Genomic DNA, 14,630 nt, shown 5'->3' on the forward strand with positions numbered 1-14,630 from the left:
CGCCCTTTGGGGAAATAGTTTCAGGGAACCCGCGTTTTATTATTCATGCTGTTTCAACGCAACAATCCCCTATGAATATTGCCCGTTGTTTTATAACTTAAAGCAAAACACATCATAAATATGCGCAGACTGCTGCTGTTATTACTGTTTGTACCTATACTGGCTTATTCGCAGGAAGACCGGAAGCTTGAAAAGGGATTAAGGAATCTTGTGGCGGGGTTCAATGGGGAGGTAGGTATTTATGTGAAAAACCTCAGAACCGGGCGTTATGCCGGCATCAATGCCGATACCATTTTCCCTACTGCCAGCATTGTAAAAATCCCTATCCTGGTGGGCATCTTCGATAAAATTGAAAAAGGTGAGCTGAAATACCACCAACCGTTGATATACCGCGACTCTATCAAATACGGCGGATCTGGCCTGATGCAGTTCTTCAGGGACAGCACCGCTACAGAACTCAGTGTATTGCTTGCGCTGATGATGTCTTACAGTGATAATACCGCGTCTATATGGAACCAGGCCCTCGCCGGAGGCGGGCAGCGCATCAATGAGCTGATGGAGCAATACGGGTTGGCTGTTACCCGTGTTAATTCCCGTACTCCGGGTCGTGAAGCGATATGGAAAGTATATGGCTGGGGCATGACTACCCCCCGGGAAATGGCCACGTTACTGGTAAAGATCCGCAACAGGGAGGTGATCAGCAAAGCCGCTTCTGAACGGATGTACCGGCTGATGACGCATGGTTATTACGACGAAACAGGGCTGTCGCGCATCCCGCCTTATATACAGGCTGCGCATAAAACCGGCTCCCTGGATGCCTCAAGATCAGAAGTGATACTGGTGAATGAACCGCGTGGTGAATACGTATTTTATGTAGGTACCAAAAATAATAAAGACCAGCGCTGGACCGATGATAACGAGGCGCAAACCCTGATCAGGAACGTTTCCGCCTACCTGTGGAATTACTTCAAACATTAAAAAGACTATCCTGTAGCTATCTTTTCACTACCAGGCGCAGCGCTTCCTCCAGGAACGGCGCCTGTTTTTCATTGATCAGTTTTACCGCTTCCTGCATGGTAAACCAGCCGGCTTTATCAATTTCAGGGTAGGTTTTAAGTTTCCCGCTTTTGGGCGGCCATTCTATTTCAAAAGTGTTGCTTATGATATTTTCCGGTTCCAGGTTGCCGGACGCTACCCAGCAATGCACCTGTTTGCCACCCTTTTGAACCACGGAAGCAAGGCGGGTGAACGGTGGCAGGGGAGTGTAACCGGTCTCCTCCCGGAACTCCCTTACAGCCGCTTCCAGCGGATCTTCACCGGGCGCAATTTCCCCTTTGGGCACCGTCCACCAGCCGGCATCTTTCCTGGTAAAGAAAGGACCGCCGGGATGTACCAGGAAAAATTGCAGCCCCTTGCCAGCGGAGCGGGTAAGCAGTATACCGGCGCTTTGTTTCATATGAAAAGAGATGATGTCCCCAAACTTACAAATATTATAGCTATGCGGGCCGTTCCGGAAATAGCCCGGATGGCTCGCGCAGAAGCTACAGGCAGTGTAACCAAATGCAAATAAACCGCCTGCGGCATTGATCTGCAGCCTGCGGCCCCATTGTCACCCGCCCGTTTCCCATCTCCATAAAAAATAACTACCCGCTTTTATATTTAATTGTTAAATTGACAGTTATATTAACCCGTTCAATTAAACTGAAAAACATTGCCACGTATGAAAAGCCTGTTGCTTACTGTATGCCTTATCAGCCAGATCGCGTTTGCACAGAAAATTCCTGCAAAGAAAGCCGTACTCGCAGCTATGCGTCTCACCAATCAATACTTTATGCAGAAATGGCCCGACCCGGGCAAACCAACTTTCACCAACAAAGAACGCCCTTCCAATTTATGGACACGCGCCGTTTATTATGAAGGACTGATGGCGCTGTATGGGATCGACAAACAGGCGCCTTACTACGAATACGCCACCGCCTGGGGAGATAGCCATCAGTGGGGGCTTTGGGGCGGCACACAGGTGCGGAACGCGGATAATCAATGCTGCGGCCAAACATATATTGACCTCTACCTCATCGATAAAAAGGAAGAACGCATACGGGATATCAAAGCAGCTATCGATAATATGAAAGCCACAGATAAAGTGGACGACTGGTGGTGGATAGATGCACTGCAGATGGCTATGCCGGTGTATGCCCGCCTGGGAGCGATCTATAAAGATACCAGCTATTTTAACCGGATGTATACCATGTACGCCTATACGAAACATAATCACGGCGATCATGGATTGTATAATGCCGCCGATCACCTGTGGTGGAGAGACAAGGATTTTGATCCGCCGTATAAATCGCCTAATGGGGAAGACTGCTATTGGAGCAGGGGAAACGGATGGGTAGTAGCCGCACTGGTACGCACGCTGGAACAACTGCCGGCCAGCGATCCGCATTACAATGAATACCTGCAGGATTACCGCGATATGCTGAAAGCCCTGTTACCCATACAGCGGCCGGATGGATTCTGGAATGTAAGTTTGCATGATGCAAACGAATACGGCGGTATGGAACTTACCGGCACCTCGTTGTTTGTATACGGCATGGCCTGGGGAATTAATCACGGGATGATCAGCAGGAAAACCTATCTGCCGGGAGTACTCAAAGCATGGAACGCCCTGGTTAGAAATTGTATTGCCACAGATGGACGCTTAGGTTACGTACAGGGCACCGGTAAAGAGCCTAAAGACGGGCAACCTGTTTCCTTTGATAAAGTGCCCGATTTCGAAGACTATGGCCTGGGCTGCTTCCTGCTGGCAGGCAGTGAGGTATACAAACTGTAAAATATCCTGCAATAAGCGGTGAAAATTTCGTTACTTGAAGGGAATTTCAACCAAACGGATATTAATCAGGACAAACCTATGCAGGAAGATATAGCATCGTATAAGGCGGAAACAGCTGTGAGCAGGAGTTTACACATCAGGATCATTACCAACCTTACTTTTTGGGTGCTTATTGCCATTATTGCGGGCATATTGCTGGGCAGTTTGGCTCCGGCAACCGGTGTGAAGATGGAGATCATAGGAAAAACGTTTATTGATATTATCAAGTTGTTCATTGCCCCCATCATTTTCCTGACCATTGTTTTGGGGATCAGCGGAATGGATGATCTGAAAAAAGTAGGACGTATTGGTGTAAAATCCCTGCTTTACTTCGAGGTGGTGTCTACCATTTCACTGGCAGCCGGTGTGCTGATGGCGTTACTGATCCGGCCGGGAAAAATAGATAAATCGTCGCTGCAAATTGAAAACGCTTCTAAGTATACTTCCGGCGCAGCAAAGGAGTTCGACTGGCTATCCTTCTTCATGAATAACCTCACCCTCCAGGTATTGGTGGCTGCCATCATTATAGGGGTGCTGCTGAATTACTCAAAGCACCGCCAGGTAGTGATTAAGTGGTTAAGCCAGCTATCGAAAATCGTTTTCAAGGCACTGAAGTATGTAATGTACCTCGCTCCACTGGGCGCTTTCGGGGGAATGGCCTATACAATCGGCAAGTTTGGCCTGCATACACTGGTGCCACTGGCTAAATTAATGGGCACGGTATACCTGACCATGGCCATTTTCATTTTCCTGGTGCTGGGAAGTATCCTGAAGTACTATAAAATGAGCATCCTGAAATACCTGCGGTATATCAGGGAAGAACTGTTGCTGGTACTGGGCACCTCTTCTTCGGAATCGGCCCTGCCGTCGATTATGATGAAGCTGGAGAAAATGGGTTGCAGCAAATCAGTAGTGGGATTAGTGATTCCAACGGGATACTCCTTTAACCTGGATGGAACCTCCATCTACCTGTCGATGTCCGTTATTTTTATCGCGCAGCTGTATGATGTACACCTGAGCCTCGGGGAGATCCTGACCATCATCGGGATCCTGATGGTTACCTCTAAAGGCGCGGCCGGGGTTACCGGCAGCGGTTTTATCGTACTGGCGTCCACATTAACCGCCGTTCACAAGATCCCGGTGGAAGGGCTTGCCTTTTTATTGGGAGTAGATAAATTTATGAGCGAGGCCCGCGCAATTACCAATATCATAGGCAATGGGGTAGCCACTATCGTTATTGCCAAAAGTGAAAAAGAATTTCATCCCCCGGTAGAAAAACCGGTGGAATATGCAGAAGAAACTTATTAAGCACTTCCTTTCTGTTATTATCATTAATTTTATTGGAAGAAATAAGATGATATGAAAAGGACTGAATGGTTCAACAGAACATTCCCGGTAATTGAAGATAACGGCATTTTGCCATCGGTCATCGAACGGCTTTGCGGAACACCTGCCCGTATGGAAGAGATCATCAGCCATATACCATCAAACCTGTTGGTGGTAAAGCCAGGTGGCAAATGGAGCATTAAGGAAGAAGCCGGGCATCTCTCAGATATGGAACCCCTGTGGCTGGGCCGCCTGGAAGACCTGATCAATGGCGCCACTGAGCTGAGAGTGGCGGACCTCACCAATCGCAGAACGCACGAAGCCAATCATAATGAAACGCCCGCCAGCCAGCTGCTGCAACAGTTCAGGGATCAACGGCAACAACTGGTGAACAGGCTCCGGAGCCTGGAAGACGCACAGCTGGAGCGATCAGCCCTGCACCCGCGCCTGAAAACACCCATGCGGATCATTGACCTGGCCTGGTTTGTGGCGGAACACGACGACCATCATATTGCCGGTATCCGGCAGATCCTCCAGGAACACAGCCGTTAGCCGGTAACTAACGGTCACCCATAAACGTTTAAATAATCAACATTCCATGCGCACCTTATTAATACTGGTTACCTGTTTATATTCATTTCCGGCCATAGCCCAGCACCGCTTTGAACTGGATGGAAATGCCGGCGCCCTGCGTAACGGCGATAAAATTTATCTTGTTTACCAGGTGGAAGACCAGCAGAAAACAGATTCCGCTATGGTGGAAGCCGGGCATTTTGTATTTAAAGGAACATTGGAATACCCTGTTATGGGAGCTTTGTATCTTAATAAGAACCCTTATGTACAGCGCCCGGCGCCGGGAGAACAAATGGATTATGTAAGGTTATACCTGGAACCGGCCACCTTTAAAGTAACATCTGCCGATTCGCTGAAGAACATTGTTGTGAAAGGCTCGCCGGTAAACGACCAGCAGGCGGAGCTTCGCGCGATGTTAAAAGAGAATGATGAAAAGTTTCCTGCCTTGCGAAAGGAATTTGACGCACTGCCGGATGAACAGAAGAAAGATAAGAACATCTTTAACGCTTTTGTGGAGCGTGAGAACCAGCTCATGAAAGAATCATTCGCGATTCACCTGGAGTTTGCCAGGAAGCATCCGGCGTCTTATCTCAGCGTGATCAGTCTTGCCCACATAGCCGCACAACCAGGCATGGCCGAAGCAGCAGGGGAGGCTTATGAGCATCTTGCACCCGGGTTAAAAAACACACCGCTCGGGAAACGCATCCCGGTAATGCTCACCGCACGTACCAATACTGAAACAGGCAAACTGGCGCCCGATTTTACACAATATGCACCGGATGGTAAAGCCGTGAAACTCTCTTCATTCAGGGGCAGTTATGTATTAGTGGATTTCTGGGCCAGCTGGTGCGGACCCTGCCGGCAGGAAAACCCTAACGTGCTGAAAGCATACAATAAGTACAAAGAAAAAGGCTTCACCGTACTGGGCGTATCGCTCGATATGCCCGGCCAGAAGAACGCCTGGCTGAAGGCAATAGAACAAGACCAGCTCACATGGCCACAGGTTTCCGACCTGAAAGGATGGGATAACGCAGTAGCACAGCAATATGGTATCCGCTCCATTCCCGCTAATTTCCTGATCGATCCAACCGGTAAGATCATTGCACAGAATCTCCGGGAAGATCATCTGCAGGAAGCACTGGCCCGCATCTTTAAAGAAAATTAAAGAAGGCTATAACTGAACAGCAACTGTCCGGAACTGAACGTTTTTATCAGCCGGGATAGTTGTATCTTGCTGGTTATTAGCGAATTGGGGAATTGGCGCTTTCTTTGGTTGAGCTCTCTCCACTTTGTAACCGGTAAATTTTTTTTATGTTCAGAAGTTATTTCAGAGTTGCCTTTCGTAATCTTTGGAAAAACAAAGCATTTTCTGCTATCAATATTTTAGGGTTGGCCATTGGCCTGGCCACCTGCCTGCTCATCATGATCTATGTGCTGGATGAGCTGAGTTTCGACCGGTTTAATAAGCAGGCAGACCGTATTTACCGGGTGGATGCAGACATTAAATTCGGCGGTACCCGTTACGATATTGCTACCGCCGCTGCGCCTATGGCTGCTGCACTCAGGCAAGACCTGCCTGAAGTAGAGCAGGCCGTTCGTTTCCGCGGCTACGGCGGATTCCTGGTACGCCTCAACGACCGTAATATCAGGGAAGACAAAGTGATTTACGCGGATTCCACACTGTTCAATGTATTCAGCTTTCCACTGGTGGCCGGAGATCCGGCCACGGCACTGACCCAACCTAATTCAGTGGTGATAACAGAAAACACCGCCCGTAAATATTTCAATAGTACAGACGTAGTAGGACGTAACCTGCTCATCAACGACAGCATTAACTACCAGGTTACCGGCGTAATGAAAGAATTGCCCGGTCAGTCGCACCTGCAGTTCGATTTCTTTGCCTCCCTGGCAGGCTCAAAGGAAAGCCGGGAACTCAACTGGCTAAGTAATAATTTTAACACCTATATCGTGTTAAGGGAAGGAGCAGATCCACGGAAAATGCAGGCTAAGCTCAACCAGGTGATCGATAAATATATCGCGCCACAGATAGGATCCGCCATGAACACATCTATGGAAGATTTCCTTAAAACAGGGAACTATATCCGATACAGCCTTATGCCGCTTACAGACATTCACCTGCATAGCAACAAAAAAGCAGAACTGGGGCCGAATAGCGCTATCCAGTATGTATATATCTTTTCGGCAATTGCCATGTTCATCCTGCTTATTGCCTGCGTTAATTTCATGAACCTCTCTACCGCCCGTTCGGCGAACCGTGCAAAAGAAGTAGGGATCAGGAAAGTACTGGGTTCTATCCGCCCGCAGCTGATTGTGCAGTTTATTACAGAATCAATGCTGATCAGCTTTGTAGCCATGATCCTGGCGTTGGGGATTGCCTGGTTGCTGCTGCCTTATTTCAACGAACTGGCGGGTAAGGAAATGAGTATCGGGTTATCATCTACACCCTGGCTGGCGCCGGCATCCCTCATTATCGCCGTTTTGGTAGGACTGCTGGCAGGTAGCTACCCTGCCTTTTTCCTCTCGGCATTCAGGCCGGTGCTGGTGCTGAAAGGCGCCATTGCCAATGGTTTCCGCACAGGACTACTACGTAATTCGCTGGTGGTATTCCAATTCAGCATTTCCATTTTCCTGATCGTAGGCACCATGGTGATCTACAAACAGCTGGGTTATATCCGTAATAAACAACTCGGGTTCAACAGGAGCCAGGTACTGATCGTGCAAAACACTGAGCCGCTGGGCAGTCATGCACGTTCCTTTAAACAGGAACTACTGGCAATGAACGGTGTGGAAGGAGCTACTATGACATCCTATCTGCCTACTTCAGCGCTCCGCAATGACGATCCATTATTCCTGAAACCTGTTCCAGACCAGGAGAACGCTATCACCATGCAAACCTGGTTCGTTGATGATCAGTATATACCCGTGCTGGGCATGAAGATGTTGAAAGGCCGTAACTTTTCGAAGAACTTCGCTACGGATTCACAGGCGGTAGTGATCAACGAAGCAGCTGCACGGCTGATGGGACTTAAAGATCCTCTTAACCAGAAAATATACGAGTTCCGCAACGGTATGCAAAGCAAGGAAATGGATGCTTACCATATCATTGGCGTGGTAAAGGACTTTAACTTCAGCTCCCTCCGCGAACAGGTGACGCCGCTGGCGCTTTTCCTGGGGGAAAACAGAGGTAGTATGGCTTTCCGCATCCGGGGTAATAATATCCCGCAACTGGTAGCGCAGATGGAAGAAAAATGGAAGGTCACAGTGCCCAACCAGCCCTTTAGTTATTCCTTCATGGACGATGATTTTAACGCCTTGTATAAATCGGAGAACCGGATGGGCAAAATTTCCCTGTCGTTCTCCGTGCTGGCTATCTTCATTGCCTGCCTGGGACTCTTCGGACTGGCTGCTTACGCTGCAGAACAGCGTACCCGCGAAATTGGCATCCGTAAAGTGTTGGGCGCTACCGCTACCAATATCGTGCACCTCTTATCCAGGGATTTCCTGAAACTGGTAATGGTTGCCATCCTGTTTGCTTTCCCCGCAGGCTGGTGGGCAATGCATCGCTGGCTGCAGGATTTTGCTTACAGGATCACTATCGGCTGGCAGGTGTTTGGCCTTGCGGCCTTGATGGCCGTTGTTATTGCTTTGCTCACCGTGAGCTTCCAGGCTATCCGGGCTGCGCTCACTGATCCGGTTAAAAGTTTGCGTTCATAACAGGCAAGGTTAAAGCAGCAGGACCCTTAATTCCCCGTTTCATCCGGGTCAGCGGTTTCTTCAAGATTATCTTTTTCGCTGCCTTTACGCAGTTGCACTTTGGGATTGCTTTGTGTACCTGTAACGTTGAAGGGTATACCAAATATGCCAAGTGGAGGTAATCCCAGGCGGCCCTGCAGGTTTAGTTTTCCATCAAGACTTACCTGGCCTTCAAAGCGGGGCCGGAAGCCTGCTACTCGCATTTTTGTTCTGGCAATGGTGATGATATTATTTTTGATGGTAGACTTTATATCTATCTTAGAAAGATCCGGATCCTTCACGCCATCCTTACCGGTAGAACTGCTCACTGCATTGAACAGCTTAAAGCCTTTCATCTTTATTTTCTTTACAGACAATACGCCTTCTCCTTTCAGCGAAGGATAGATGGGATGCATGTTTTCATCCAGTTTGCCGCCTAACCGGTAGTCGAGCCCCACAATGCCGCTGGCACTGGCAGCGGAAGACGCGATGTCGTGGAAGATCTTTATTTCGTTGTAAGCGCGTTTTATATCAAATTCTTTTGCGCTGATGTGATAATCGAACGTGGCTTTCCGGGGATCAATACTGGCGTACGTGGCTTCCATAGCCACCGGTGCGCCGATGATGGAAAAGCCGGTTTGATTCAGGCGTACTTTGCTGCTGTCGATATGTAACTGCCCGTGGAAGCTGTCGATGGCAATACCCTGGAAGCTTATTTTATTTACGGCTGCATTCAGTACCAGCGACAGGTTACCAGGCACCATTACAACGCCGGAAGGTACAGCGCTGGATTTCACAGTGGTTGTTTTTGCATCGCCGTTCACCATCAGTTCATCTACCAGGATGTAGTTGCTTTTCAGGTCAAAAGTACCATGCAGGGTTTGATCTTTTAACGTGGCATAGCCGATCACGTTGCTGAGAAAACCGTTGAGTACAATAACGGATTTACCATAACTGGCATTGAACTGGTCAAACCACATTTTATCCTGGTCGAAACGGAATACACCGTTTTTAATATAAAACGGCAGCGGGAATTGTTCCGCCGTTAAAGCGATGTTCCTTACTATCAGGGAACCCTTATTGTTGAGCTTATTGTACCTGCCGGCGGTAGCATCGCTCCGGGTGCCGCGCAGCGACAGGTTGGTTTTAATAAAGCCCTCAAGGTTGTATCCCTGTAAGGCGAATACTTTATAAATCTTACCCAGATCGATGATGCCATTGGAGGTAATATTGTAGCGGAGATCATCAAAGTTGCCAAGATCCGCTTTCAGCGTGAAGGGCTGGCCTTCAAACTCAAAAGCTACCGGCTTCAGATTTACCTGCAGTGAGCGCATGGTACCGGTGGTATTGGTAACAACGGCGTCCACATTTATTTTCTGAATAGGTTGCGGGTAATATTTCGTTTGTACGGTACCGTTATCCATTTTCAGTTTGGCGGTGGTAACGGGAAACAGTCTTTTGGCCGGTACATAGCTGCCTTTGGTAGTGATGTCTATATTCAGATCGCCGGTTACATCCAGGCTGTCCATTTTATAGAACTGCCTGATATCTCCAAGACGGAAGACAGACGCGAGTTGCGCATCCACCAGGGGCTCCCTGGCATTCTGCAGCCGGAAGAATCCCCTGATATAGTTACTCAGCATATCGGCGTTAATATCTGCTATATACAACTGCGTATGTGCGTAGTCGTTATCCGGGCAACCGGCGTCTATATTAAAACGGATGTTATGAAGTGCCTGGGGCATGGAGGCAAATTTAAAGTAGCCATCCCGCAGGGCCGCTGTTAGTTTAAATACAGGGATGCTGCTGATCACGGTATCCGCCTGTTTCCGCAGGCCACGATATACAACGCCTTTGGCATATTTGCCATCTGCCTGCAAATGGGCCTGCAGCCTGCCTTTCATATCAAAGGCTTCCCCGCCGGTGGCCTTGTTCCATTTTTCCAGGTCGATGTCCGTATTCAGCTTTACATGAATGTCTGGCGTGGTAAGTCCCTGTACCCGGATCACGGAGCTGAAATAATCTTTATCAATATTAAAGAAGATAGAATCCACATTGATATAAAGGCTATCCAGGTTTAGTTGTGGCAGCCTCGACTGGAAATTGAGAAAGAGATTTTTAACAGGGGCGGGGGCTTTGGCATTGGTAATGATACCGTCCCTCACTTTCATATTAAAGGTTACATCGGGCATGGTATTGGTTGCCGCGATGTATTGCCCGATCAGGCTGGCGTTTACATCTGCGGTTCCCTGTATATCCGTTTTATCCAGCCAGCCCACATATTCTGCCGGCAGCGCGCTGAAAATGGCATGCAGGCTGGATTCCATCGAGCTTAAGCGGAAGTCCATCCGGTAGCCGTTTTTCAGGAATCCGAAAGAACCGTTCAATCGCACGGGAAGTTCATTCAGCTTCAGGTCATTCTTCTCAAAAATAAAATCCAGCGAGTTGGTATTGATCTTCGTGATCAGTTCCCCGTTCAGTGGTTTTGATACAATATAGGAAGTACCTCCATAGCTAAGGTCAAATGCCTGGATGCCTATTCTTGAGTGCAAGTCGAACCGGGCTTTGCTCAGGTCGCCTTTGCCGGTATAGTTTACATTTTTTGCCCGGATGTACATGGGCAGCGACTGGTCGTCGTAAATAAGGTTACAGTTTTCCAGCTGTATGCGGGATATTTTCAGGGATGCGCTGCTACTGTCTGCAGGGTTGGAAGCAGCTGCCGGGGCGGATTTATACACATTGTAATTCGGGTGGCCTGCTGTGTCTACCAGCACATGTATATCTCCCCGGGTCAGGTAAATTTCATCAATGTTGATGGTGCTGGAAAAAATGCTTGCCAGGTTCACGCCAAGGGCCACTTCCCTGGCCGCTATCAATGTATCCTGCTGGAAAGGCGCTGCGCCTTTCAGGCTGAAATCGTACAACGTTAATGTCAGCGAAGGAAAATGGTTAAAGAACGACAACCGCGCGCGGGAGAAGTTCAGATCACCGGTAATACTGTTATTGGTCCACGACTTTATTTTGTTGGATATGGTGGTCGGGAAAAGGATGGGAAGTAAAAACAGCAAAAGAAAGATAGCAGCAATTGATATTGAAATAATCTTCAATGTTTTCAAAGCTGTTCTTTTTACGATAGCATTACGCATAGCATTCCGGGGATGGGGAGGTTATTGCCGGCATATGCTGTCTTCCTGCTGTCCTGTGCCAGGAATAAAATAGCTGCCCAACAACCTCTTATGGTTACGGGCTAAAGATAGGTCTTTTTTATGAGCCCGCTTAAAAAGGCAGCGCCGGGCAGTTTCTTTCTGCCCGGCGCTGTTTTTTATTATACCCGGAATGGATCAGCCCTTCAGGATCTTTGCTTTTTCTTCTTCAAATTCAGCAGCTGAAAGGATGCCCGCGTCCAGCAACTCTTTCAGGTCAAGCAGGGCCTGTTTCTTATCCGCCATACTTTTCCCGGCAGGAGCTTCGGCAGGAGGTGCAGTATTGGGCGCTGCTTTAGCCTGCGGTGAATTATAACTGAGCAGCAGGGCGGCAATTTCGTTGTACCCTTTAATGGAGGCATAGTCGATCGCCTTTTGCTCTTTGGTATTCACAATAGATACATCCGCTTTTTGTTCCAGCAGGTATTTTACAATATCTTTTTTACCATTGGATGCGGCATAATGCAGCGCGGTATTCCCGGATTCATCCTGGATATTTACATTGGCGCCGCGTTCCAGCAGCAGCTTCACCATGCTGAGATGCCCGTTTTTAGCAGCTACGTGCAGCATGCTTTCCCCGCCGTAACTGTAGGTATGGTTGAGGTTAAAGGCACTGTCCATAGAAAGACTGGCAGCGCTTTCCACCCAATCCAGGTAGCTGTTCATACTGGCCGTATCTGCGGAAAGTGGCTGGCTGAAATTAACGTCAATGCCCTTATCCAGGAAGAGGCTCACGATCTCTTTCTGGTTATTGGCGCAGGCATACCATATGGGAGACAATCCGTTCCTGGAGGTGATCAGCACATCGGCGCCATGTTGTACCAGCAGGTTGGTGAGTGCGCGGTTGGTATCATAACAGGCAATCAGCAAAGCCGATTCTCCCGCGTGATTGGTATGGTTTACGTTGGCATTGTTTTCAAGGAGACAAGTAACCATGGTCGGGTTTTTGGCCCGTACCGCGAAAATCAGCGGGCTGTCGCCGGCTTTGTTGGTGGTATTTACATCCGCGCCATGATCAATAAGTGTTTGCACCACTTCTTTATTGCGCCAGGCGGAGGCAATGAGCAAAGGTGTTTCGGCCTGGTTGTTTTCCAGGTCTACGGTTACGCCTTTTTCCAGCAGTTTATCTACCAGTTCCTTTTGCCCTGTTTTAGCGGTGAGGTGCAGCAGGCTGTTACCCTGCAGGTCGTTGATATCTGTGCGCGCGCCTTTTTCCAGCAGGAACAGGGCGGTTTGTTTTTGTTTTTGCAGACAGGAAAAATAAAAGGGTGTTTCGCCGTTGTGGTCTTCATAATCCAGGTCGGCGCCGGCATCCAGCAGCAGTTTCACCAGGTCCTGGTAGCCGTGGTGTGCAGCGTAATGCAGGGCCGTTCTTCCTTTCTCGTCGGTATAGGCTACGTCAACTTCGTTATTGGCCAGTAAAATTTCTGCTATTTTACGTTTGCCGCTTTCACAGGCAATAATAAAAGACATGGACATGGTACTATGCTTTATGTTTTAAAAGTAACTCTACTGTTTTTGATTTGAGGTTATCTGTACTGGCAAGGTCTATGGGTCGCTGATCAAGATCGTTGGTGATATTTACATCGGCGCCCTGTTCAATCAGCAGTTTCACTTTGCGGTAAAGCTGCCGTGCCGCTTCCTGGTCGTAGTTAACGTTATAGGCGCATACTTTATGCAGCAGGGTATTGCCCTCATCATCGCGGCGGTCTATCTCTATTACACCGGTTTCCAGCACCCCCTGCAACATATCTGCGGGTTGCTCGGCTAACCAGTCGATGGCGGCCTTGTCTTTGGCGTAATAGGGAGAGGTCTGGTAAATATCGGCGCCGTCGCGGATCAATGCCTTTATCAGCGCTACATCCGCCGTAGAATTGCTGCGGCGCATACGCATGGCGCCGCAAAAAACAGTTTCGCCGTTCTTGTTGGCAATGTCGAAGTCCACGGGGGTATGGGCCGCCAGCTTTTCATACCGTTCCACATTGCATACCTGGTGCACAATAGCAGCATAAAAAGGAGTTTCGCCGTCTTTCCCCGGTTGGTTCAGGTCCGCCCCGTTTTGCAGCAGCAGGTCGATGTATTTCTGTTTATTGGAGCCAATGGCGAGATGCAGCGGCGTTTCTTTCACAATGTTGCCTGCATTGGGGTCTAATCCTTCCCCGATGAGATATTCCAGGTAAGCAACACCGGTGTCTTCTTTGATCGCGTATTCCTGCACGATCTTATACAGGTAATTTTCTTCGTAATTGGTTTTATAATTTACGTTGCAGCCTGCGTCTACCAGTATCTTAATATGTTCAATGGGAGCGGAGTTGTTAAAGGCAATACTCAACAATGTTTTATCCTGAACGGCGTCGTTGATGTTATCCAGTTTCCCGGCAAAAGCGGCCAGGAACTCCAGGTCGGCCGGCCCGTTGCCCAGGTACCTGAACAGGCCGGGGAAAATGGAATCGTCGAATTTCTCGTATTCGTAGATATCCGTTTCTACAAAACCGTCTTCTACCAGGGTATTCAGCAGCTCAAATGCTTTGGCCCTGATCAGGGTATCAAAGATTTGTTTTTTGTCATAAGTCTGAAGATCTTTCGGCAGTTTTTCACCTTGATCCATTAATTCTTTTGCTGCCGGCAGGTTGCCTCTTTTCAGCGCGTCGGTTAGTGGGTTTGCTCCGTACATAAGCCTGGTTTAAAATTTTTTGGGTCCGTTGGGTCAATTTTCCTGCCAAATATACGATAGGATGGCTAACAGCAAAAGGATCTGCTGTCTTCTTTTCAATTTAAATTTTCCCCGGTTGCTGATCAATGAGAAAAGATACCTCATCATGATAAGCCTGTGCCAATAACAGCAGGGAGGCGATACCAACGGTGACGGATATACTTTTTTCATTTGATCTCCGGGGAACCGG

Annotated in this window: 10 protein-coding genes; 6 read left to right on the forward strand and 4 right to left on the reverse strand. The window is 48.5% G+C overall.

The features are described from left to right. The first annotated feature begins 120 nt into the window (after positions 1 to 120). Positions 121 to 978, forward strand: coding sequence for a serine hydrolase (locus VN105_RS10670; RefSeq protein WP_325640644.1), 858 nt, complete (start codon positions 121 to 123; stop codon positions 976 to 978). 16 nt (positions 979 to 994) lie between these two features. Here the strand turns inward: VN105_RS10670 and VN105_RS10675 are convergent, their stop codons facing one another. Then, positions 995 to 1,456, reverse strand: coding sequence for an NUDIX domain-containing protein (locus VN105_RS10675; RefSeq protein WP_325640646.1), 462 nt, complete (start codon positions 1,454 to 1,456; stop codon positions 995 to 997). A gap of 264 nt (positions 1,457 to 1,720) precedes the next feature. On the opposite strand from VN105_RS10675, the gene VN105_RS10680 reads away from it, so the two are divergent. From VN105_RS10680 to VN105_RS10700, 5 genes are all read left to right on the forward strand, one after another. Beyond that, on the forward strand, positions 1,721 to 2,833 hold the full coding sequence (locus tag VN105_RS10680) for a glycoside hydrolase family 88 protein (RefSeq protein ID WP_325640648.1): 1,113 nt from the start codon (positions 1,721 to 1,723) through the stop codon (positions 2,831 to 2,833). 78 nt (positions 2,834 to 2,911) lie between these two features. Further along, the gene (locus VN105_RS10685; RefSeq protein ID WP_325640650.1) at positions 2,912 to 4,180 is read left to right on the forward strand and encodes a cation:dicarboxylate symporter family transporter; all 1,269 of its coding nucleotides are present in this window, start codon (positions 2,912 to 2,914) and stop codon (positions 4,178 to 4,180) included. A gap of 51 nt (positions 4,181 to 4,231) precedes the next feature. Then, the gene (locus VN105_RS10690) at positions 4,232 to 4,750 is read left to right on the forward strand and encodes a DinB family protein (RefSeq protein WP_325640652.1); all 519 of its coding nucleotides are present in this window, start codon (positions 4,232 to 4,234) and stop codon (positions 4,748 to 4,750) included. Positions 4,751 to 4,796: 46 nt separating this feature from the next. Then, positions 4,797 to 5,936 carry a TlpA disulfide reductase family protein gene (locus tag VN105_RS10695; RefSeq protein ID WP_325640654.1) on the forward strand — a complete coding sequence of 380 codons (1,140 nt, stop codon included), beginning with the start codon at positions 4,797 to 4,799 and terminating at the stop codon, positions 5,934 to 5,936. A gap of 146 nt (positions 5,937 to 6,082) precedes the next feature. Next, positions 6,083 to 8,506, forward strand: coding sequence for an ABC transporter permease (locus tag VN105_RS10700; RefSeq protein ID WP_325640656.1), 2,424 nt, complete (start codon positions 6,083 to 6,085; stop codon positions 8,504 to 8,506). 26 nt (positions 8,507 to 8,532) lie between these two features. Here the strand turns inward: VN105_RS10700 and VN105_RS10705 are convergent, their stop codons facing one another. The 3 genes from VN105_RS10705 to VN105_RS10715 all read right to left on the reverse strand — a co-directional run bounded on the left by VN105_RS10705 (position 8,533) and on the right by VN105_RS10715 (position 14,401). Further along, positions 8,533 to 11,640 carry an AsmA family protein gene (locus VN105_RS10705; RefSeq protein ID WP_325640658.1) on the reverse strand — a complete coding sequence of 1,036 codons (3,108 nt, stop codon included), beginning with the start codon at positions 11,638 to 11,640 and terminating at the stop codon, positions 8,533 to 8,535. Positions 11,641 to 11,865: 225 nt separating this feature from the next. Continuing rightward, entirely contained in the window at positions 11,866 to 13,206 is a 1,341-nt protein-coding gene (locus tag VN105_RS10710; RefSeq protein ID WP_325640660.1) for an ankyrin repeat domain-containing protein, read from the reverse strand. 4 nt (positions 13,207 to 13,210) lie between these two features. Beyond that, a complete protein-coding gene (locus tag VN105_RS10715) occupies positions 13,211 to 14,401 on the reverse strand; it encodes an ankyrin repeat domain-containing protein (RefSeq protein ID WP_325640662.1) in 1,191 nt (396 codons plus the stop codon). Positions 14,402 to 14,630: the final 229 nt, after the last annotated feature.

It is taken from the genome of Chitinophaga sp., assembly GCF_035564935.1.
Taxonomy (GTDB): domain Bacteria; phylum Bacteroidota; class Bacteroidia; order Chitinophagales; family Chitinophagaceae; genus Chitinophaga.